Below are 21259 nucleotides of genomic sequence, written 5' to 3'. Positions count from 1 at the left end.
CGGCTACGAGAACCCGACCATTTTCGAAGTCATGCTGCGCATGGGCGCGACCGGTGTGCTGAGCGCGCCGCTGCGCTCGACCGGCGTACTCGCCTCACTGGTGCTCACCGTCGGCCTGACGCAGGAAATGCGCGGCTACAAGAAAAGGGTGCAGCGGCTGGAGCAGAAGCTGCTCAGCGTGAACCAGATCAACGACGCCAAGGCCATCCTGATGCGCACCCGTGGGGTCAGCGACGCCGAGGCCTACAAGATCATCCGCGAACAGGCGATGAGCAAGCGCATCCCGACCGAGGAGATCGCGCGGGCCATCATCCATGCGGACGAAATCCTGTCCGGACGATGACTGAAGCATTGCAATGACAAAGGCCGCCCGGAGGCGGCCTTTGTCATTGCAGCGAAAGAACGGTCAGAACAGACCCGACACCTTGCCGTGCTCGTCGATGTCGATCTTTTCCGACGCCGGCACCTTGGGCAGGCCCGGCATGGTCATCATGTCGCCGCAGATGGCGACCACGAAACCGGCGCCGTTGGCCAGGCGCACTTCACGGACGTTGAGCTTGTGGCCGCTCGGTGCGCCCTTGGCGTTCGGGTCGGCCGAGAAGGACATCTGGGTCTTCGCCATGCAGACCGGGAAGCGGCCGTAGTCGGCGTTCCAGCTTTCGAGCTGCTTGCGGGCGGCGTCGGAGAAGGTGACCTCACCGGCGCCGTAGATTTTGGTGGCGATGGCGGTGATCTTGTCCTGCAGCGGGGCGTTCTCGTCGTACACGAACTTGTGCTGACCCGGCGCGTTGTCGCAGATGTCGGCCACCATGCGCGCCAGTTCCTCGGCACCGGCGCCGCCGTTCGCCCAGTGGCGGGCGATCACGAACTTGCCGCCCAGCGCTTCGATGCGGCCCTTCAGCAGCGCGATTTCAGCGTCCGTGTCGAAGGTGAAGTGGTTCACCGACACGACGCAGGGCAGACCGTAATGCTCGGTGATGTTCTTCAGGTGACGCTCGATGTTGACGATGCCCTTGGACAGCGCGTCGAGGTTCTCCTGGTTCAGGTCTTCCTTCTTCACGCCGCCGTGGAACTTCAGCGCGCGGATGGTGGCGACCAGCACCACGGCGGAGGGCTTCAGCCCCGCCATGCGGCACTTGATGTCGATGAACTTCTCGGCACCGAGGTCGGCGCCGAAGCCGGCTTCGGTCACCACGTAGTCGGCCATCTTCAGGCCGGCCCTGGTGGCCGATACCGAGTTGCAGCCGTGCGCGATGTTGGCGAACGGACCGCCGTGGATGATGGCCGGGTTGTTTTCCAGCGTCTGCACGATGTTCGGCTTGATCGCGTCCTTCAGCAGCGTCGCCATGGCGCCCTGCGCCTTCAGGTCGCTCGCGTACACCGGCTTCTTGTCGCCCAGCGTGTAGCCGATGATGATGCGGCCGAGGCGTTCCTTCAGGTCGGTCATCGAATTGGCCAGACACAGGATGGCCATCACTTCGGACGCGACCACGATGTCGTAGCCGTCCTCACGCACGAAGCCGTTGGCGGTGCCGCCGAGACCGATGGTGATCTTGCGCAGCGCGCGGTCATTCATGTCGACCACGCGCTTCCACTGGATCAGCCGCGGATCGATGCGCAGTTCGTTGCCGTGGTTGATGTGGTTGTCGATCAGCGCCGACAGCAGGTTGTGCGCGGCACCGATGGCGTGAAAATCGCCGGTGAAGTGCAGGTTGATGTCTTCCATCGGCACGATCTGGGCGTAGCCGCCGCCGGCCGCGCCGCCCTTCACGCCGAACACCGGTCCGAGCGAGGGCTCGCGCAGACAGATCATGGTCTTCTTGCCGATACGGTTCAGCGCATCGCCCAGACCCACCGTGGTCGTGGTCTTGCCCTCGCCGGCCGGGGTAGGGCTGATCGCGGTGACCAGGATGAGCTTGCCGTCCGGACGGTCCTTCAGGCTGTTCAGGTATTCGAGGGACACCTTGGCCTTGTAGTGGCCATAGGGTTCGATCGCGTCTTCCGGGATGCCCAGCTTGGACACCACCTGGCTGATGCGCTGCATTTTCGCCTGCTGGGCGATTTCGATATCGGATGCCATATTGGTTTTTTCCGTTTAGTCGTAAATCGGTTGTGGAGCGGCGGGCCTCACTACCCGCCGTTGCTGCGTGTGTTGTGCTGTCGGGTTCCTCTTCGTTCTGTACCTGTAGCTCCCATGGCCGGGCACCTCCCCGGCCATGCCTTCATGCCGACCCCGGAGGTCAGCGTGCTGCAGCGATCGTGTCGGCCTTCGCGATCAGTGCTTCGGCCATGCGGATGCTGGCGATGTCGATCAGGCGACCGTCGAGCGAAACGGCACCGCGGCCTTCCTTCGCGGCCTGGGCCATCGCTTCGAGAATGCGGCGTGCCTTGGTCACTTCAGCGTCCGACGGCGTGTAGACCTTGTTGGCCAGTTCGATCTGCGACGGATGGATCGCCCACTTGCCTTCGTAACCCAGCACGGCGGCGCGATTCGCCGCTGCAATATAGCCCTCGGGATCATTGAAGTCACCAAACGGGCCGTCGATCGGACGCAGGCCGTAGGCGCGGCAGGCCACCATCATGCGGGTCTGCGCGGCGTGCCACGGATCGGTCCAGAAGGACTGGCGGTTGCCCTGCTCGTCCTTGTCGGTCAGCACCACGCTGTCCTTGTTCACGCCACCGATCACGGTGGTGCGGGCACGGGTCGAGGCGGCGTAGTCGGCGACGCCGAAGCTCATCGCTTCCAGGCGCTTCGACGACTGCGCGATCGCTTCGACGTTGGCCATGCCGAGCGCGGTCTCGATCAGCACTTCGAAGCCGATGCGCTTGGTGCGCTTCTTGGCCGCCTCGATCTGGGTGACCATCATGTCGACCGCATACACGTCTGCGGCGGTACCGGCCTTCGGAATCAGGATCATGTCGAGGCGCGGGCAGGCTTCGACGATGTCGACCACGTCGCGGTACATGTAGTGGGTGTCCAGACCGTTGATGCGCACCATCATGGTCTTGTTGCCCCAGTCGATGTCGTTCAGGCCTTCGATGATGTTCTTGCGGGCCTGCTCCTTGTCATCCGGCGCGACCGCGTCCTCGCAGTCCAGGAAGATGATGTCGGCAGCGGACTTGGCCGCCTTTTCGAACATGGCCGGGTTGGAACCCGGAACGGCCAGTTCGGAACGGTGCAGGCGGGGCGTGGCTTGTTCGATGATCGTGAAGCTCATGTGAAACTCCTCGGTTGGAATGGCTTGAAAGCGGTTTGAAAGCGGTTCTACGACGGGATCAGCCGGTCGCGCCGAAGCCGGCGGACACGCAGTTGATCGACAGCAGCAGGGTCTTGCGGAATTCCTCCTTGCGCACCGCGTCCTCGGTCATCCGGAAGGCGCGCAGCAGCGACACCTGCTGGCGGCTCACCTGATTGACCACCGGCAGCCGGTGATCCAGCTTCTGGCGGTATTCCGGGAAGCGCTCGGCCAGGCCGCGGGTGCCCGACAGGCGCAGGATCTGCGCGCGGGTGATGTCGTATTCGCGCGCGATCATGCCGAACACCTGTTCGCGCACGCCGGCGTCGGCCACCAGCTGGCTGTATTCGCGGGCGATGTCCAGATCGACCACCGCCAGCGTCTTTTCCACCTCGTCGACGATGAGGCGGAACAGCGGCGATTCGTCGAACATGCGGGCCAGCAGCGCTTCGCCGCGACTGCCGCGCACCTCGATGAAATTCGCGAGACTGGACCCCACGCCGTACCAGCCGGTGACGATGTGGCGGTTCTGCGACCAGGCGAACACCCAGGGAATCGCGCGCAGTTCGGCCAGCGACTTTGCGCCGAAACGGCGGGCCGGACGCGAGCCGATGTTGAGCAGCGATATTTCCTCGAGCGGGCTGGCTTCCTGGAAATAGGCGACCAGCGCCGGATTCGAAATCAGGTTCTGATAGGCCGCGTGGGCGGCACCCGACAGCGCTTCCAGCGCGTCATCGAACTCCGGACTGGAGGACGAGCCCGCAGCGGCCTGCGACTTCAGCGCGTGATCGAACACGCTGGCGGCCAGCAGTTCGAGATTGAAGGCGGCGGTGCCCTTGTTCGCGTACTTGCTGGAAATGACCTCGCCCTGTTCGGTCAGCCGGAACAGCCCCTGGATGGAGCCGCGCGGCTGGGCGCCGATGGCGCGGCCGGCGGGCACGCCGCCGCGGCTCACCGAACCGCCGCGGCCGTGGAAGAAGGCGATCTTCACGCCCGCTTCGGTACCGACCGCGGTCAGCTTCTGCTGCGCCTTGAACAGTTCCCAGTTCGACGACAGGAAGCCTCCGTCCTTGTTCGAATCGGAGTAGCCGATCATCACTTCCTGCACGCCGCCGAGCGCGCGCACCGAGCGCTTGACCAGCGGCAGCGCCAGCAGTTCGCGCATGATGGCCGGGGCGCGGCGCAGGTCGTCGATGGTTTCGAACAGCGGCATGATGGGCAGCGAACAGCGCTCCACCCCGGCCGGATCGGCGAACAGGCCGGCTTCCTTGGCCAGCAGATACACGCCCAGCACGTCGGACGCGTTGCGGGTCATGCTCAGGATGAAGCTGCCGAAGGCTTCACGACCCACCTTGGGCCGCATGTCGGCGATCAGCCGGAACAGACCCAGCGTTTCGTTGGCCACCGCCGGCAGGCCGGAGAGGTCGCGCATGCCGGTGCGCGGCGCGGCCAGTTCGGCCATCAGCCAGGCCTGCCATTCCTTGCCGTCCTGCGCCGGCGCGGCTACATCGTCCGGCTCGCCGCGGCTGACGCGCCACAGCGCTTCCAGCGTCTGGGTGACCCGGGTGGAGTTCTCGCGCACGTCGAGCCGTACGGTGCTGAAGCGGAACAGATCGACCTGGCGGCGCAGCGGCACCACTTCGGTGTCGGCCAGACGCCCCAGTTTCGAATCGCGCAACCCGGCTTCCAGCGTGCGCAGATCGGTCACCAGCCGGTCGGCGGATTCGTAGCCGCGGCGGCAGGCCGCGCCCTCTTCCGCTTCGGTACAGGCGATGGTGTCGTCCAGCTTGTTCAGCACGCACACCAGGAACTGGCGGAAGGGCTCGCCCGGATTGCGGGCGGCGATCACATTGCCTTCGCCGCTCTCTTCCAGCGCCAGCGTGAGCGCATCGCGGAAGTCGCCGGACAGGGTGAGCGAAGCTTCGGTCACCGACAGCCCGCGCAGCAGTTCAAGCACCGACTGGCGGTGACGGCGCAGTGCGGCCAGCCGGCACTCGATCAGTGCGCCGCGCGTGATCGCGTTGGTGACGAAAGGATTGCCGTCGCGGTCGCCGCCTATCCAGGAACCGAATTCCAGGAAGCCGGGCAGGTTGGCCTCGCCGAAATGCTGCGCCATCGCCTCGTCGGCGCGCGCCAGCACGTCCGGGCCGACCTCGAACAGCGTTTCATTGAAGAAATGCAGGCCCCAGGCGATTTCCTGCGACACATTCGGCTTTTCCAACCGCAGTTCGCCGGTCAGCCACAGCAGTTCGATCTCGTTGCGCAACGTGTCTTCGAGATCGTGGCGCTCGCGCGGCGTCCAGCGCGGCGATTCCAGCTCGATCAGCATGCGGTAGATGCGGCGGTGACGCTCCAGCACGGTCACGCGCTTGGCTTCGGTCGGGTGCGCGGTCAGCACCGGGCGCACTTTCAGACCGGCAAAGGCTTCGCGCACGCGCTCGGCCGACAGGCCGGCCTTCTTCGCGGAGGCCAGCACATTGGCGAAGGAGCCGGGCAGCGCCTCACGGCCCTGCAGTCGCTCGACTTCGCGGCGCTTGCGCATGCCGCCGTTCTGTTCGGCGATGGACAGCAGCTGGAACAGGATGCCCTGCGCCTGGATGGCACGGCCCAGCATCTGGGGGGACAGCGTGTTGCCGGATTCGCCGGCCAGTACGGGCAGCAGTTCCGGATGGTGACGTTCGACCACTTCGCGCAGCAGCGAAAACAGCAGGTCGATCGCCTTTTCCGAGAAGGCCGCCCCGGAGGCGTCGGCCGACGCGGGGACGGAAATGGGATCACTCACCACGGTGGGAGTCTCGCAGGCTGGTGACGGGCGTCCGCCCCACCGGGGCGGACGGAAAGCAGGGCGCGCTCCGCACGCCCCGTGCTGCTCTGCGCTTACAGCCTGGCCAGAACCGAGGCCACGGTGCTGCCCAGCTCGCCGGCGCTCGGTGCGACGGTCAGGCCGAAGGAACGCATGATTTCCGACTTCTCGGCGGCCGAATCACCGGCGGCCGAGATGATGGCGCCCGCGTGGCCCATGCGGCGGCCCTTCGGTGCGGTCAGGCCGGCGACGTAGCCGATCACCGGCTTCTTCATGTTTTCCTTCACCCAGGCAGAGGCCTCGGCTTCCTGCGGACCACCGATTTCGCCGATCATCACCACGGCGTGGGTGTCCGGGTCGTCCTGGAACTTCATCAGGTGGTCGAGGAAGGACGAGCCGTTGATCGGGTCACCGCCGATGCCGACCGAGGTCGACACGCCGATGCCCAGCGCCTTCATCTGTGCGGCCGCTTCGTAGCCCAGCGTGCCCGAACGCGACACGATGCCCACGTTGCCCTGCTTGTAGATGTGGCCCGGCATGATGCCCAGCATGGCCTTGCCCGGGCTGATGATGCCGGCGCAGTTCGGGCCGACCATCAGCGTGCGGCGTTCTTTCGGGTAGCGCATGAAGTAGCGCTTCACCCGCATCATGTCCTGCGCCGGGATGCCGTCGGTGATCGAGCACACCAGCTGGATGCCGGCGTCCGCCGCTTCCATGATGGCGTCGGCGCAGAAGGCCGGCGCAACGAAGGTGATGGACGCTTCGGCACCGGTCGCGGCGACCGCATCGGCCACGGTATCGAACACCGGCTTGCCGAGATGGGTGGTACCGCCCTTGCCCGGGGTCACGCCGCCGACGACGTTGGTGCCGTACTCGATCATTTCCTTGGCGTGGAAGGTCCCTTTGTCGCCGGTGAAGCCCTGGACGATGATCTTGGTCTTTTCGTTGATCAGAATGCTCATAACTAAATCCTCGTGTGCATCGGTTATCCGCCGCGCGCCGCCCGCCGGGCCGCCCCAGGGGCGGATGCAGCCCCCTCGCGGGGCAGCGAGCGGAGTGAGCGTGGGGGTCTATTCACTCAGCTGGCGGCGTGGGCGCGGGCGGCATCGACCGCCTTCTGGGCCGCTTCGGTCAGCGAATCGGCGCTGATGATGGGCAGACCGCTCTCACGGATGATGCGGCGCCCCTCTTCCTCGTTCGTACCGGCGAGACGGACGATGAGCGGCACCGTGATATCGATGTCGTTGCAGGCCTGAACCACGCCCTGGGCAACCCAGTCGCAGCGGTTGATACCGGCGAAGATGTTGACCAGGATGGCCTTCACGTTCTTGTCCGACAGCACCAGACGGAAGGAATTGGCCACGCGCTCGGGCGAAGCACCGCCACCGACGTCGAGGAAGTTGGCCGGGGCGCCACCGGCGTACTTGATGGTGTCCATGGTGGCCATGGCCAGACCGGCGCCATTGATGATGCAGCCGATGTCACCATCGAGACCGACGTAGTTCAGGTTGTGCTCGGCGGCCTGCACTTCGCGCGGATCCTCCTGCGACGGATCGCGCATGTCGGCCACGGCACGCTGGCGGAACATCGCGTTGTCGTCGAAGGACATCTTGGCGTCCAGCGCCAGCACGCGGTCGTCCTTGGTGACGACCAGCGGGTTGATTTCGACCATGGTGGCGTCAAGATCGCGGAAGGCGCGGTAGGCGCCCATGATCGCGGTCACCGCACGCGATACCTGCTTGATGTTCAGGCCCAGACCGAAGGCGATCTGGCGGGCCTGGAAGGCCTGCAGGCCCACAGCCGGCTCGACCACGACCTGCATGATCTTTTCCGGAGCACTGTGTGCCAATTCTTCAATTTCCATCCCACCTTCGGCAGAGGCGATGACGCGAACGCGCTCGGCTTTGCGGTCCAGCACGATGCCCAGATAGAGTTCGCGTTCAAAGGGCTCGGCGACCTCGACATAGACGCGCTGCACCGGCTTGCCTTCGGGACCGGTCTGGATGGTCACGAGACGCTTGCCCAGCAGTTCGCGGGCGGCGGCATCGACCTCATGGTAGGTCTTGCACAGCTTGATGCCGCCGGCCTTGCCGCGGGCTCCGGAGTGCACCTGGGCCTTCACCGCCCAGTGCCAGCCGCCCAGTTCGGTCGCCGTATACACGGCCTGATCCGGGCTGTAGGCCACGCTGCCGCGCGGCACCGGCACTCCGAAGCCCGCCAGGAGCTCTTTCGCTTGGTACTCGTGAATGTCCATGCTTCACCTTCTGTCGTAAGGAAGATAAGGGGTGGCCCATCGCTGGACCGCGAGGCATCCGGGCCGGGCCGAATGCCGGTATTCGTTGGAAAGAATTATGGATGACCTGTTTTCAATTAAGCTTCACTTATACTTATCACGGCGATAAGAAAGTCCGATACGAGGCCGTGGATGCATCAGATATAGTCCGATCGCCTTGCATTACTTCATAAGGTCTCGCGGAAACGCAGGCCGAAAGCTCACATCAGAAAGGTAATCCGAATGTTCGACCCGAAAATGACCATTGCCCAGTCCGACCCCGAACTGTGGGCGGCCATGGAGGCGGAATACGCTCGCCAGGAGCACCACATCGAGCTGATCGCGTCGGAAAACTACGCCAGCCCGGCGGTCATGGAAGCGCAGGGTTCGGTACTGACGAACAAGTATGCCGAGGGTTACCCGGGCAAGCGCTACTACGGTGGCTGTGAGCATGTCGACGTCGCCGAACAGCTGGCGATCGACCGTCTGAAGTCGCTGTTCGGCGCCGAGTATGCCAACGTGCAGCCGCATTCGGGTTCGCAGGCGAACGCCGGCGTCTACATGGCGATGCTGCAGCCGGGCGATACGATCCTGGGCATGTCGCTGGCCCACGGCGGTCACCTGACCCACGGCTCGTCGGTGAACTTTTCCGGCAAGATCTACAAGGGCGTGGCCTACGGCCTGGATCCGGAAACCGAAGCGATCGACTATGCACAGGTCGAAGCGCTGGCCAAGGAACACAAGCCGAAGATGATCGTGGCCGGCGCCTCGGCCTACGCACTGCACATCGATTTCAAGCGTTTCCGTGAAATCGCCGATTCGGTCGGTGCGTATCTGCTGGTCGACATGGCCCACTACTCCGGCCTGGTCGCCGCCGGCCTGTACCCGAGCCCGATCGGCATCGCCGACTTCGTCACCTCGACCACGCACAAGACCCTGCGCGGCCCGCGCGGTGGCGTGATCATGGCCAAGGCAGAGTTCGAGAAGCCGCTGAACTCGATGATTTTCCCGGGTATCCAGGGCGGTCCGCTGATGCACGTCATCGCCGCCAAGGCCGTCGCCTTCAAGGAAGCCGCGACACCGGAATTCAAGGTCTACCAGCAGCAGGTGCTGAAGAATGCCCAGGTGATGGCCGAAACGCTCGTCGAGCGTGGCGTGCGCATCGTTTCGGGCCGTACCCAGTCGCACCTGTTCCTCGTCGATCTGCGTGCCAAGAACATCACTGGCAAGGACGCAGAAGCAGCGCTGGGCCGTGCACACATCACGGTCAACAAGAATTCCATCCCGAACGACCCGCAAAAGCCGTTCGTGACGAGTGGCATTCGTATCGGCAGCCCTGCTATGACGACCCGCGGCTTTAAGGAAGCCGAGGCGAAGATGGTTGCAAACCTGATCGTGGACGTGCTCGACGCCCCGAACGACGAGGCGGTGATCGCCCGCGTCGCGGCCGACGTCACCCGCCTGTGCGCCGATTTCCCGGTGTACGGCCGCAAGTAAGCGCGCCCGTCAGCCACCCCGAATCCATCCAAGCAATTAATAAGGAGTTTCGCCATGTCTAGAATCGCTGGCCGCAATCACCTCTACGTGCCGGGTCCCACCAACACGCCGGAGCGCATCCTTCGCGCCATGGTCGTGCCGCAGGAAGATCACCGCTCGCCCAAGTTCCCGGAACTGGCGCTGTCGGTGCTGACCGATCTGAAGAAGGTGTTCAAGACCACCGAAGGCACCATCTTCACCTTCCCGGCATCGGGCACCGGCATGTGGGAAGCCGCGCTGACCAACACCCTGTCGCCGGGCGACAAGATCCTGTGTTCGCGCTTCGGCCAGTTCAGCCACCTGTGGGCCGACATGGCGCAGCGCATGGGCTTCGAAGTCCAGGTGCTGGACTGCGAATGGGGCACCGGCGTGCCGTACGACCAGTACGAAGAGATCCTGCGCGCTGACAAGGAGCACAAGATCAAGGCCGTGCTGGCCTGCCAGAACGAAACCGCCACCGGCGTGACCAGCGACATCGGCCGTGTCCGCAAGGCGATCAACAACGCCAACCACCCGGCGCTGCTGATGGTCGATACCGTGTCCTCGCTGGTGTCGATCGACTTCCGCATGGACGAGTGGGGTGTTGACTGCGCAGTGTCCGGTTCGCAGAAGGGCTTCATGCTGCCGGCCGGCATGGGCATTCTGGGTGTCAGCCCGAAGGCGCTGAAGGCGATGGAAACCGCGACCTCGCGTCGCTGCTACTTCGACCTGGGCGACATGCTGAAGAATAACGCCACCGGCTACTTCCCCTACACGCCGTCGATCCCGATGCTGTACGGCATGCGTGAGTCGCTGAACACCATCTTCGAAGAAGGCCTGGAAAACATCTTCGCCCGCCACAACTACCTGGCCTCCGGCGTCCGCGCCGCTGTCCAGGAAGGCTGGAAGCTGAACCTGTGCGCCAAGGCACCCGAGTGGTACTCGGACACGGTCAGCGCCATCCTGGTGCCGGAAGGCTTCGATGCGACCAAGGTGATCAGCAACGCCTACGCCAAGTACAACCTGTCGCTGGGCGCCGGCCTGTCCAAGGTTGCCGGCAAGGTGTTCCGCATCGGCCACCTGGGCGACCTGAACGCCCTGTCGCTGATGAGCGCGATCGCCGGCGCCGAAATGTCCATGCTGGACAACGGCATCAACGTCACCCCGGGTTCGGGCGTGGCCGCGGCGTCGACCTACTGGCGCACCCACGCACCGCAGGCCAAGTAATATGCGGCGGCCCGCCTCGTGCGGGCTCGCGTGTCTGCTCGGCCGGGTTCGCCCGGCCTTTTACATCCAATAAGTACAAGGGAAGAGAACATGTCGCATCACGTCGTGTTTCTGGACCGCTCCACGCTCAAGGCCAACGTCCGCCGCCCGTCCTTCGACCACACCTGGGAGGAGTACGACACGACTTCGCCGGAACAGGTGGTTGAACGTCTGAAGAACGCCACCGTCGCCTTCACCAACAAGGTGCCGCTGCGCGGCGACGTGCTGGCCCAGCTGCCGAACCTGAAGTACATCGGCGTCGCCGCCACCGGCTACGACGTGATCGACGTGCCGGCCTGCCGCGAACGCGGCATCGTGGTCGCCAACATCCGCAACTACGCGGTGCACACCGTGCCGGAACATGCGTTCGCGCTCATCCTGGCCCTGCGTCGCAGCATCATCGCCTACCGTCAGGACGTCGAACGCGGCCGCTGGCAGGAAGTGGATCAGTTCTGCTTCTTCGATCACGCCATCTACGACCTGTTCGACAGCACCATCGGCATTTTCGGTGAAGGCGTGCTCGGTCAGGGCACCGCCAAGATCGCGCGCGGCTTCGGTATGAAGGTGCTGTTCGCCGACCATCCGGGTCCGAAGGCGCCGGGCGTGGAATTCACGCCGGTCGAAGAGGTGCTGGCCCAGTCCGACATCATTTCGCTGCACTGCCCGCTGACGGCCGACAGCCGCAACATGTTCGGCATGGAACAGTTCCGCAAGATGAAGCGCAGCGCCATCCTGATCAATACCGCCCGCGGCGGCCTGGTCAACGAAGAAGACCTGGTGACCGCGCTGAAGGAAGGCGTGATCGCCGGTGCCGGCTTCGACGTGCTGACCAAGGAACCGCCGAAGGAAGGCAACCCGCTGCTCGACCTGCGCCTGCCCAACTTCATCCTGACGCCGCACGTGGCCTGGGCCTCGGACGGCGCGATGCAGTTCCTGGCCGACCAGCTGGTCGACAACGCGGAAGCCTTCGTCAAGGGCAGCCCGGTCAACACGGTGACCTGATCGCCGCGCGACACGCAGCAAGGTCCGTCGGCTGTGCGGCCAGCGGATTCCACCTTTCCAGACATCCGAGACATCACAATGAAAAAGCTTCTTTACCAGTTCGATACCGATGAACATCCGTCGGTGTTCGACAGCGTCGTGTGCCACGACGGCGGCGCGGACCACGTGATCGGCTACGGCGGCGTGCATCCGCACAACGTCGGCGCGATGGTGGATGGCACCATCTTCACCCGCGCTCCGAAGGACAAGAAGAACACCGCCATCTTCATCGGCGGCAGCAACATGGCCGAGGGCGAAACCCTGTTCAAGGCGGTCAAGAAGCGCTTCTTCGGCAACTTCCGCGTGTCGGTGATGCTGGATTCCAACGGCTCGAACACGACGGCAGCCGCCTGCGTGGCCTGGCTGGCGCACAGCGGTTCGCTGAAGGGCAAGAAGGCGGTCATCCTCGGCGGCACCGGCCCGGTCGGTACGCGCGCTGCGGTGATGCTGGCCAGCGAAGGCGCCTCGGTGACGCTGGTGTCGCGCAAGCTCGCCACCGCGGAAGAAGCGGCCAAGCAGCTCAAGGCCAACTTCAACCTCGACGTGGGCGTTGCAGAAGCCGGCGACAACGAGGCCCGTGCCCGTGCCATCGGAGGCGCGAACGTGGTGATCGCCACCGGCGCCGGCGGCATCCAGCTGCTGGAAGAGCGTCACTGGAAGGACAACCCGACGCTGGAAATGATCGCCGACGCCAACGCCACACCGCCGCTGGGCATCGAAGGCGTGGACATGATGGACAAGGGCGTGGTCAAGCACGGCAAGATCGTGTTCGGCGCCATCGGCTTCGGCGCACTGAAGATCGCGCTGCAGCGTGCCTGCGTGGCCAAGCTGTTCGAAAGCAACGACATTTCGCTCGACGCGTCGGAAATCTACGCGATGGCGAAAACCATGGTGGGCTGAGCGATGAGCCAGATCAAGGACAAGCCGGTCACCGCCTTCCTCGACGAGCTGGCCTCCAGCGCAGCCACGCCGGGCGGCGGCAGCGCCGCGGCCATCATGGGTGGCATGGGTGCCGCGCTGGTGAGCATGGTGTGTAACCTCACCATCGGCAAGAAGGCCTATGTCGAGGTCGAAGGCGACATGAAGGATCTGCTGGCGAAGGCGGAAGCGCTGCGCACCCGGCTGACCGACTTCATCCGCGCCGACGTCGAAGCCTTTGACGGCCTGATGGCGGCCTACGGTCTGCCGAAGGACACGGACGAGCAGAAGGCTGCGCGCTCGGCCGCGATCCAGGAAGGTCTGAAGAAGGCCACTGACGCACCGCTGGCCTGCGCCCGCGCCTGCGCCGACGTGATCGCGCTGTCGCGGGTCGCCGCCGAGAAAGGCAACACCAATGTGGTGTCCGACGCCGGCGTGGCCGCGCTGGCCGCGCTGGCCGCGCTGCGCTCGGCTGCGCTGAACGTCGATATCAACGTCCCGAGCATCAAGGACGCCGATTTCGCCGCATCGCGCCGCGCCGAAACCGATGCACTGCTGGCCAAGTGGGTGGCGGAAGCCGACCGCGTGGTCGAGGTGGTCAAGAGCAAGCTCTGACCTCCGCTGTAACTGATCGGGTTCAGGGCGCCTGCGGGCGCCCTTTTTTATTGCCGGCCCGACCGGCTTACTGCTGCTGCGCCTGGACCTGGGCCTGCACCCGGTTCAGCCATTCGCGCATGGTCGCCAGCAGTTCGCTCTGGCTGAAGGAACAGCTTTCACCCGAAAACAGCCGGGCTGACTCCAGCCGCATCAGCAGGCCGTCGAGCACCTCTCGCCATTTCGCCGGCAGCGCCGTGTCGTCCACACCGTGGCGGCGCCAGATGGCGACCAGGGCATCCATGTCGATGCGTCCTGCCTCGAAATCGGCCAACGAGCGGCCGAGCGCTTCGTTCATGTCATCCGTCCTCTCAAGGGGCCGCCCTGCCCCGCTTGCGCGGCCAGCGCCGCAAGCGCGTACAATCGCGACCCTGGTTGCATTGCACAAAATCTTCGCCGGACCTTCACGGTGCGGCCACCGGGATACCGCATGAGCCTCTACGCCCTCGACGGTCAGGCGCCCGTCGTCCATCCGAGCACCTGGATCGCGCCCAACGCCACCATCATTGGCGACGCCGAACTGAAAGCCGACACCAGCGTGTGGTTCGGAGCGGTCATCCGCGCCGACAACGACCACATCTCGATCGGCGAGCGCTCGAATGTACAGGATGGCGCGGTCCTGCACATCGATGACGGCGTACCGCTCACCATAGGCAGCGACGTGACCATCGGCCACCACGCCATGCTGCATGGCTGCACCGTGGGCGACGGCTCGCTGGTCGGCATTCACGCGGTCATCCTGAACCGGGTGGTGATCGGCCGGCACTGCCTGATCGGCGCCAATGCGCTGATCCCTGAAGGCCGGGTCATCCCGGACCGCTCGCTGGTGCTGGGTTCGCCCGGTCGCGTGGTGCGCCAGCTCAGCGACGAGGAAGTGGCCGGCCTGATGCGCAGCGCCGCCGGCTATGTCGACAAATCAAGGATCTACCGCGACAGCATGATCGAGGTGAAACGCGGCTGACGGCTCCGCACTCTGTTTCGCATCGTCACCAAGGCTCAAGCCCGCCCCCTGCACGGTCGTTAATCCGAAAGATCTCTTCATCCGGATGACCGCCATGAGCCAGCGCACCCAGTTCTTCTTCACCGGCGCCCACGTGCTGCCCGCCGTCATGCTCGCCGCCAATGGCGAAGCGGCCGGCGCCGCCGTACTCAGCTATCTGGCCCTGCTCGGCATGGCCCTGCTGTCGGCGGTCGCGGACGAACCCGCCCGCGTGCCGGTACGCATCAAGGCGGACGAGGAGCGCGACATCCGCCGCCGGCGCTGAGCGCCGACACGCGCGGAAACATCTGCGGCCGCGCCATCCGCGGATACGCCTCATTCCACCCGGCTATACTTCCGCGGTCATCACGACGGCGGGAGCCCCATGAAACATCTTCCCTGGCTGCTGCTCGCAGCCTGCATCAGCACGGCCCAGGCGGCCGACACGCCGGCGCCGCGACGCGAAGGCATCGTGGTCGATCTCAACGCCGACGCCTCACGCTTCGCACCGAACGACCTCGCACGCGCGACCGCCTTCATCGAATTAAGCGACGCCACGCCCGGTGCGCTGGCAAAGAAGGTGAATGCGGTCATCCAGTCCTCGCTGGCCGCTGCAAAACCCTATTCCAGCGTGAAGGTGCGCAGCGGCAACACCTCGACCTATCCGGTCTACGGCAAGAACGGACGCACCATCGAAAGCTGGCGCATGCGCTCCGAACTGCTGCTCGAATCCAAGGACCAGGCCGCACTGTCGGAACTGCTGGGCAAGCTGCAGACGCAGATGGCGGTCGGCCAGCTCACGCTGGAACCGAGCGAGGACGCCGCGCGCGACGCCGAGAACGCCGCCATCACCGATGCCATCGCCGCCTTCAACGCACGCGCGAAAATCGTCGCGGCCTCGCTCGGCGGCAACTGGCGGGTGCTGCACATGAATGTGAACAACACCTCGGGCATGCCGCCGCCGCGGCCGATGATGCGGGCCAAGGTCGCCATGGCCGAGGCGGCGATGGCGGACATGCCAGTCGAAGCCGGCGAGTCGCGGGTGAGCGTGAACATCAGCGGGCGGATCGAGATTGACCGCAGGTAAGTTCAGGTTGCCGCTGCGCGCGCTTGCCCTCGCTGCGGCCACGCTGCTGGCGGGCTGCGGCACGCTGCCGCCGCCCGCCAGCACGCCGGAACCGCCGGTGGCCCGGCCTGAACCGGCGCCAGTCCCGTCGCCGTCCCGGCCACCGCAGAACGCGGCCGCGCTGCAGCTGGCCGACGACAGCCACGCCCAGGACGCGGTCATCTATGCGCTGGGCCTGATCGGCAACCACTACCGCTTCGGCGGCCGCAATCCGGACAGCGGTCTGGACTGCAGCGGCATGGTGAGCTGGATTTTCGAGCAGGTGGCCGGTCTCAGGCTGCCGCACAACGCGGCGCAGATCGCCAGCCTGTCGCGGCCGGTCGAGCGCACCGCGCTGAAGCCGGGCGATCTGGTGTTCTTCAACACCAACGGCAAGCACTATTCCCACATGGGCATCTACGCCGGCGAGGGCCGCTTCATTCACGCCCCGAGCACGCGCGGCAAGTATGTGCGCACCGACGCGCTGGACAGCGGCTGGTTCGCCTCGCGCATCAGCGGACTGCGCACGCTGCGGCGTGACATCTGAAACGGAGCGGGAGAAAGCGGCCTGACTGAATTCAGGCGCTGAGCGCGAGCGATTCCGGGCCCGGGCGGTGAAACGTCGGTACCGGAGACGGCGTCAGGGCTTGTTGCTGCGCGGCACCTGCACGAAGGCTTCGCCCGGCTTGACCAGGCCCAGTTCGATGCGGGCGCGCTCCTCGACCGCGTCAAAGCCGGTCTTGAGGTCTTTTACATCGGCTTCCAGCGCGACGTTGCGCGCCTCCAGCCGGGTATTGAGCGTGCGCTGGGCTTCCAGCGCGCGCTCCGCTTCCCATGCCTGCAGCCACCCGCCCTTGCCGAGCCAGAGCGGGTACTGCAGCGCGGCGATCAGTGCCACCAGCAACAGCGTGGGCCAGTGACGCACCATGATCGCCGTGCCTGCCGCTTACTTGCGCAGGTTGTAGAACGCCGAAGCGCCCGGGTACCACGCGGTGTCACCGAGATCTTCTTCGATACGCAGCAGCTGGTTGTACTTGGCAATGCGGTCGGAGCGGCTGAGCGAACCGGTCTTGATCTGCATCGCGTTCAGGCCGACCGCGATGTCGGCGATCGTGCTGTCCTCGGTTTCGCCCGAGCGGTGCGAAATGACCGCGGTGTAGCTGGCGCGCTTGGCCATTTCGACCGCGGCGAAGGTTTCGGTCAGCGTGCCGATCTGGTTGATCTTGATCAGGATGGAGTTGGCGATGCCGCGGGCAATGCCTTCCTTCAGGATCTTGGTGTTGGTGACGAACAGGTCGTCGCCGACGATCTGCACGCGGCTGCCCAGACGTTCGGTCAGCAGCTTCCAGCCGTCCCAGTCGTTCTCGGCCATGCCGTCCTCGATGCTCACGATCGGGAACTTGTCGGCCAGCGTGGCGAGGTAATCGACCAGCTGGGCCGATTCCATGGTCAGGCCGGCGCCTTCCAGCACGTACTTGCCGTCCTTGTAGAACTCGGACGCGGCGCAGTCCAGCGCCAGCACCAGATCACGGCCCGGCTCGTAGCCGGCGGCCGAGGCGGCATCGAGAATCATGTTCAGCGCTTCCTCTGCGCTGCCGACGTTGGGGGCGAAACCGCCTTCGTCACCGACCGTGGTCGGGTAGCCCTTCTTGTCGGTGAGCTTCTTCAGCGCGTGGAACACTTCGGCGCCCATGCGCAGCGCTTCGCGGAAGCTGGTCACGCCGACCGGCATGATCATGCATTCCTGGAAATCCAGGCTGTTGTTGGCGTGCGCGCCGCCATTGATGACGTTCATCATCGGTACCGGCATGGCCATGCCACCCGAGCCGCCGAAGTAGCGGTACAGCGGCAGACCGGCTTCTTCAGCGGCCGCCTTGGCCACCGCCATCGACACCGCCAGCGTGGCATTGGCGCCGAGGCGCGACTTGTTCTCGGTGCCGTCGAGCTCGATCAGGGTCTTGTCGATGAAGGCCTGCTCTTCGGCGTCCAGGCCGATGATGGCTTCGGAAATTTCGGTATTGACGTTCTCGACCGCAGCCAGAACGCCCTTGCCGAGGTAGCGGCCCTTGTCGCCGTCGCGCAGCTCGATGGCTTCGCGCGAACCGGTCGACGCGCCGGACGGCACGGCCGCGCGGCCCATGATGCCCGATTCGAGCAGCACGTCCGCTTCAACGGTGGGATTGCCGCGCGAATCCAGTATCTCGCGCGCGACGACATCGACGATTGCACTCATGGTCGCTCCAAGGTCCTCAGTAAATTATTGCGTTTGAATTGTTATGCCGCCCTGCACCTTCACGCGAAGGCGGATTCGAGGAATCCGTGCTTCTTGGTGACGGCGTCGAGGTCGCGCAGCTGGGTCAGCAGCGCTTCCATCATCGGCAGCGGCCATGCGTTGGGGCCATCCGACATCGCTTTTTCGGGATTCGGATGGCTTTCCATGAACAGGCCGGCGATGCCCACGGCCACCGCAGCCCGCGCCAGCACCGGCACGAACTCGCGCTGACCACCCGAACAGCTGCCCTGCCCGCCCGGCAGCTGCACCGAATGCGTCGCGTCGAACACCACCGGACAGTCGGTGTTGCGCATGATGGCCAGCGAACGCATGTCGGACACGAGGTTGTTGTAGCCGAAGGAGGCGCCACGCTCGCACACCATGATGGTGTCCGCGCCGCCGTTCGCTTCCTTCGCCTTGTCGACCACGTTCTTCATGTCGCCCGGCGCCATGAACTGGCCCTTCTTGATGTTCACCGGCTTGCCCGTGGCGGCGCAGGCGTGGATGAAGTCGGTCTGGCGGCACAGGAAGGCCGGCGTCTGCAGCACATCGACATACTGCGCGACGATCGGCGCTTCTTCCGCGGTATGCACGTCGGTCAGCACCGGCACGTTCAGCTCGCGCTTCACGTCGGCCAGGATTTCCAGGCCCTTCTCCATGCCGGGGCCACGGTAGCTCTTGCCCGAGCTGCGGTTGGCCTTGTCGAAGGACGACTTGTAGATGAAGGGAATGCCCAGACGGGCGGTGATTTCCTTCAGCTTGCCGGCCGTATCGAAGGCCATGTCGCGCGACTCGATCACGCAGGGGCCGGCGATCAGGAAGAAGGGCTTGTCGAGACCGACATCGAATCCGCACAGCTTCATGGTGTGTCTCCTCAGCTCGCGACCTTGCGCGACGAACGCTTCACCGCACCGCGTGCGTCCTGGCGGGCAATGGCCGCGCGGGCGAAGGCGGAGAACAGCGGGTGGCCGGCGCGCGGCGTCGAGGTGAATTCCGGATGGAACTGGCAGGCGACGAACCACGGATGGTCCGGCAGCTCGATCATTTCGCACAGCGGGTCGGTCGCGTCCTGCGAACGGCCGGACACGCGCAGACCCACCTTTTCCAGCTGGGCGAGGTACTGGTTGTTCACCTCGTAGCGGTGACGGTGCCGCTCGACGATGGTGGCCGCACCGTAGATGTCGCGCGCCAGGCTGCCTTCGGCCAGATTGCAGTTCTGGCCGCCCAGACGCATGGTGCCGCCGATGTCGGACGATTCGTCGCGGCGCTCCACCTTGCCTTCGGCACTCATCCACTCGGTGATCAGGCCGATCACCGGATACGGCGAATTGCGTTCGAATTCGGTGCTGTGCGCGCCGGTCAGGCCGGCCACGTTGCGGGCGTATTCGACCACCGCCAGCTGCATGCCCAGACAGATGCCCAGATAGGGCACGCCGTTCTCGCGTGCAAAACGGATGGCCGCGATCTTGCCCTCGACGCCGCGGCGACCGAAACCGCCGGGCACCAGGATGGCGTCCATCGGGTCGAGCAGCGAACGGCCGCCGTCGGTGGCGCGCTCGATCGCTTCCGAGTCGATGTAGTGGATGTTGATGCGCGAGCGGGTGTGGATGCCGGCATGCACCAGCGCTTCCGACAGCGACTTGTAGGATTCGGTCAAGTCGACGTACTTGCCGACGAAGGCGATATCGACGTCGCGCTCCGGGTGTTCCATCGCGTCGATCAGTCGCGTCCACGCGCTCAGGTCGGCGGCGCGGGCCAGGATGTTGAGCTTGTGGCAGACGATCTCGTCCAGCATCTGGTCGTGCAGCATGCCGGGGATCTTGTAGATGCTGTCGGCGTCGGTGACCGAAATGACCGCTTCCGGCTGCACATTGGTGAACAGCGCGATCTTGCGGCGCTCGTCGTCCGGCACCACGCGGTCGGAGCGGCACAGCAGCACGTCCGGCTGGATGCCGATTTCGCGCAGTTCCTTGACCGAGTGCTGGGTCGGCTTGGTTTTCAGTTCGCCGGCGGTGGCGATGTAGGGCACCAGCGTGAGGTGCATGAAGCAGGTGTTGCCGCGGCCCTCTTCGATGCCCATCTGGCGGATGGCTTCGAGGAAGGGGAGCGACTCGATGTCGCCCACCGTGCCGCCCACTTCGACGATGGCCACGTCGGCGCCTTCGGCCCCGCGTTTCACGTAGGCCTTGATCTCGTCGGTGATGTGCGGAATGACCTGCACCGTCTTGCCCAGATACTCGCCGCGGCGCTCCTTCTTGATCACCGCCTCGTAGATCTGGCCGGTGGTGAAGTTGTTGCGCTTGCCCATCTTGGCGCTGGTGAAGCGCTCGTAGTGGCCGAGGTCGAGATCGGTTTCGGCCCCGTCTTCGGTCACGAAGACCTCACCGTGCTGAAACGGGCTCATCGTGCCCGGATCGACGTTGATGTAGGGGTCGAGCTTGAGGTGGGTGACGCGGATGGAACGCGATTCGAGGATCGCGCCCAGCGAGGCGGCTGCAATGCCCTTGCCGAGTGAGGACACCACACCGCCGGTGACGAATACGTACTTGGTCATGTATTGCGCTGCAGCGGGAAATGCGCAGTTTACCGGAAAAGCGGCGCACCATGAACACCGGCGTAAGTGGCGGGCCTCAGTCCACCTCGTCCATCCAGGCCTGCTGTATGGCTTCCAGGATGCGTTCGCCGCAGCGCTTGGGATCGTCGTCGAAACCGGGCAGCGCCATCACCCATTCCATCAGGTCGGTGAAGCGCACATAGCGCGGATCGACGTCCGGTTTCGCCTCGGTCAGGGCGATCGCGATGTCCAGCGTATCGGTCCATTTCATCGTGTATCCCCTTACTTCCGGCCGCCGCCTTCGCCGACCATGTTGATCGTGTATTTCGGAATCTCGACCACCAGCGGGGTTTCGGCCACCAGCGCCTGACAGGACAGGCGGGAATTCGGCTCCAGCCCCCAGGCCTTGTCGAGCATGTCCTCTTCCAGCTCCTCGGCCGCCTCAAGGCTGGCGAAGCCCTCGCGCACCACCACGTGGCAGGTGGTGCAGGCACAGGACTTCTCGCAGGCGTGCTCGATCTCGATATCGTGGGCCAGCAGCGCGTCGCAGATGGAGGTGCCGGGTTCGGCGTCGATCACCGCGCCGTCCGGGCACAGTTCGACGTGGGGAAGTACAACGATCTGGGTCATGCGTGTCTCGGTAT

Annotated in this window: 22 protein-coding genes; 10 read left to right on the top strand and 12 right to left on the bottom strand. The window is 65.1% G+C overall.

The features are described from left to right. Positions 1-343 (top strand): ANTAR domain-containing response regulator (locus METUNV1_RS02860; RefSeq protein WP_043358857.1); only part of this gene is annotated, 343 nt, incomplete at its 5' end. 63 nt (positions 344-406) lie between these two features. Here METUNV1_RS02860 and METUNV1_RS02855 read toward each other — a convergent pair. From METUNV1_RS02855 to METUNV1_RS02835, 5 genes are all read right to left on the bottom strand, one after another. After that, positions 407-2080, bottom strand: a complete 1674-nt coding sequence (locus METUNV1_RS02855; protein WP_008058645.1) for a formate--tetrahydrofolate ligase — start codon at positions 2078-2080, stop codon at positions 407-409. 160 nt (positions 2081-2240) lie between these two features. Next, positions 2241-3218, bottom strand: a complete 978-nt coding sequence (locus METUNV1_RS02850) for an HpcH/HpaI aldolase/citrate lyase family protein (protein WP_008058643.1) — start codon at positions 3216-3218, stop codon at positions 2241-2243. A gap of 58 nt (positions 3219-3276) precedes the next feature. Beyond that, positions 3277-6018, bottom strand: a complete 2742-nt coding sequence (locus METUNV1_RS02845; protein WP_043358855.1) for a phosphoenolpyruvate carboxylase — start codon at positions 6016-6018, stop codon at positions 3277-3279. Between the two features lie 95 nt (positions 6019-6113). After that, positions 6114-7001, bottom strand: coding sequence for a succinate--CoA ligase subunit alpha (gene sucD, locus METUNV1_RS02840; RefSeq protein ID WP_008058639.1), 888 nt, complete (start codon positions 6999-7001; stop codon positions 6114-6116). Between the two features lie 116 nt (positions 7002-7117). Continuing rightward, positions 7118-8293, bottom strand: coding sequence for a malate--CoA ligase subunit beta (locus tag METUNV1_RS02835; protein WP_008058634.1), 1176 nt, complete (start codon positions 8291-8293; stop codon positions 7118-7120). A 261-nt stretch (positions 8294-8554) separates the two neighbouring features. Between METUNV1_RS02835 and glyA the strand changes: the two genes are divergently transcribed. The 5 genes from glyA to fchA all read left to right on the top strand — a co-directional run bounded on the left by glyA (position 8555) and on the right by fchA (position 13666). Then, entirely contained in the window at positions 8555-9808 is a 1254-nt protein-coding gene (gene glyA / locus METUNV1_RS02830) for a serine hydroxymethyltransferase (protein ID WP_008058633.1), read from the top strand. A gap of 54 nt (positions 9809-9862) precedes the next feature. Next, complete coding sequence (locus METUNV1_RS02825) at positions 9863-11053, top strand: aminotransferase class V-fold PLP-dependent enzyme (RefSeq protein WP_008058631.1); 1191 nt, start codon at positions 9863-9865, stop codon at positions 11051-11053. A 90-nt stretch (positions 11054-11143) separates the two neighbouring features. Beyond that, a complete protein-coding gene (locus tag METUNV1_RS02820; RefSeq protein ID WP_008058629.1) occupies positions 11144-12094 on the top strand; it encodes a D-2-hydroxyacid dehydrogenase in 951 nt (316 codons plus the stop codon). 78 nt (positions 12095-12172) lie between these two features. Then, positions 12173-13033 carry an NADP-dependent methylenetetrahydromethanopterin/methylenetetrahydrofolate dehydrogenase gene (locus METUNV1_RS02815; RefSeq protein WP_008058627.1) on the top strand — a complete coding sequence of 287 codons (861 nt, stop codon included), beginning with the start codon at positions 12173-12175 and terminating at the stop codon, positions 13031-13033. A gap of 3 nt (positions 13034-13036) precedes the next feature. Then, complete coding sequence (gene fchA, locus METUNV1_RS02810) at positions 13037-13666, top strand: methenyltetrahydrofolate cyclohydrolase (protein WP_008058626.1); 630 nt, start codon at positions 13037-13039, stop codon at positions 13664-13666. Between the two features lie 67 nt (positions 13667-13733). On the opposite strand, the gene METUNV1_RS02805 is transcribed toward fchA, so the two are convergent. After that, positions 13734-14003 (bottom strand): hypothetical protein, encoded by a 270-nt coding sequence (locus METUNV1_RS02805; protein ID WP_008058624.1) that lies wholly within the window; start codon positions 14001-14003, stop codon positions 13734-13736. A gap of 132 nt (positions 14004-14135) precedes the next feature. Here METUNV1_RS02805 and METUNV1_RS02800 point away from each other — a divergent pair, with 132 nt between their 5' ends. From METUNV1_RS02800 to METUNV1_RS02785, 4 genes are all read left to right on the top strand, one after another. Then, entirely contained in the window at positions 14136-14666 is a 531-nt protein-coding gene (locus METUNV1_RS02800; RefSeq protein ID WP_008058622.1) for a gamma carbonic anhydrase family protein, read from the top strand. A 94-nt stretch (positions 14667-14760) separates the two neighbouring features. Continuing rightward, positions 14761-14970 carry a hypothetical protein gene (locus METUNV1_RS02795; RefSeq protein WP_008058620.1) on the top strand — a complete coding sequence of 70 codons (210 nt, stop codon included), beginning with the start codon at positions 14761-14763 and terminating at the stop codon, positions 14968-14970. Positions 14971-15069: 99 nt separating this feature from the next. Continuing rightward, positions 15070-15771 carry an SIMPL domain-containing protein gene (locus tag METUNV1_RS02790; protein WP_008058618.1) on the top strand — a complete coding sequence of 234 codons (702 nt, stop codon included), beginning with the start codon at positions 15070-15072 and terminating at the stop codon, positions 15769-15771. Next, on the top strand, positions 15758-16336 hold the full coding sequence (locus METUNV1_RS02785; RefSeq protein WP_043358853.1) for a C40 family peptidase: 579 nt from the start codon (positions 15758-15760) through the stop codon (positions 16334-16336). The genes METUNV1_RS02790 and METUNV1_RS02785 overlap by 14 nt, the downstream gene beginning before the upstream one ends. Positions 16337-16429: 93 nt before the next feature. Here METUNV1_RS02785 and ftsB read toward each other — a convergent pair whose 3' ends face one another. From ftsB to fdx, 6 genes are all read right to left on the bottom strand, one after another. After that, the gene (gene ftsB, locus METUNV1_RS02780; RefSeq protein ID WP_008058614.1) at positions 16430-16717 is read right to left on the bottom strand and encodes a cell division protein FtsB; all 288 of its coding nucleotides are present in this window, start codon (positions 16715-16717) and stop codon (positions 16430-16432) included. A gap of 18 nt (positions 16718-16735) precedes the next feature. Further along, complete coding sequence (gene eno / locus METUNV1_RS02775; RefSeq protein WP_008058612.1) at positions 16736-18022, bottom strand: phosphopyruvate hydratase; 1287 nt, start codon at positions 18020-18022, stop codon at positions 16736-16738. Positions 18023-18081: 59 nt separating this feature from the next. Then, positions 18082-18924 (bottom strand): 3-deoxy-8-phosphooctulonate synthase, encoded by an 843-nt coding sequence (gene kdsA, locus METUNV1_RS02770; protein WP_008058610.1) that lies wholly within the window; start codon positions 18922-18924, stop codon positions 18082-18084. An 11-nt stretch (positions 18925-18935) separates the two neighbouring features. Then, entirely contained in the window at positions 18936-20615 is a 1680-nt protein-coding gene (locus METUNV1_RS02765) for a CTP synthase (RefSeq protein WP_008058608.1), read from the bottom strand. 76 nt (positions 20616-20691) lie between these two features. Next, a complete protein-coding gene (iscX, locus tag METUNV1_RS02760) occupies positions 20692-20886 on the bottom strand; it encodes a Fe-S cluster assembly protein IscX (RefSeq protein ID WP_008058606.1) in 195 nt (64 codons plus the stop codon). Positions 20887-20897: 11 nt separating this feature from the next. Next, complete coding sequence (gene fdx, locus METUNV1_RS02755; RefSeq protein WP_008058605.1) at positions 20898-21245, bottom strand: ISC system 2Fe-2S type ferredoxin; 348 nt, start codon at positions 21243-21245, stop codon at positions 20898-20900. Between the last annotated feature and the right edge of the window lie 14 nt (positions 21246-21259).

It is taken from the genome of Methyloversatilis universalis FAM5, assembly GCF_000214035.2.
Taxonomy (GTDB): Bacteria; Pseudomonadota; Gammaproteobacteria; order Burkholderiales; family Rhodocyclaceae; genus Methyloversatilis; species Methyloversatilis universalis.
This window is presented reverse-complemented; position numbering and strand designations above follow the sequence as displayed.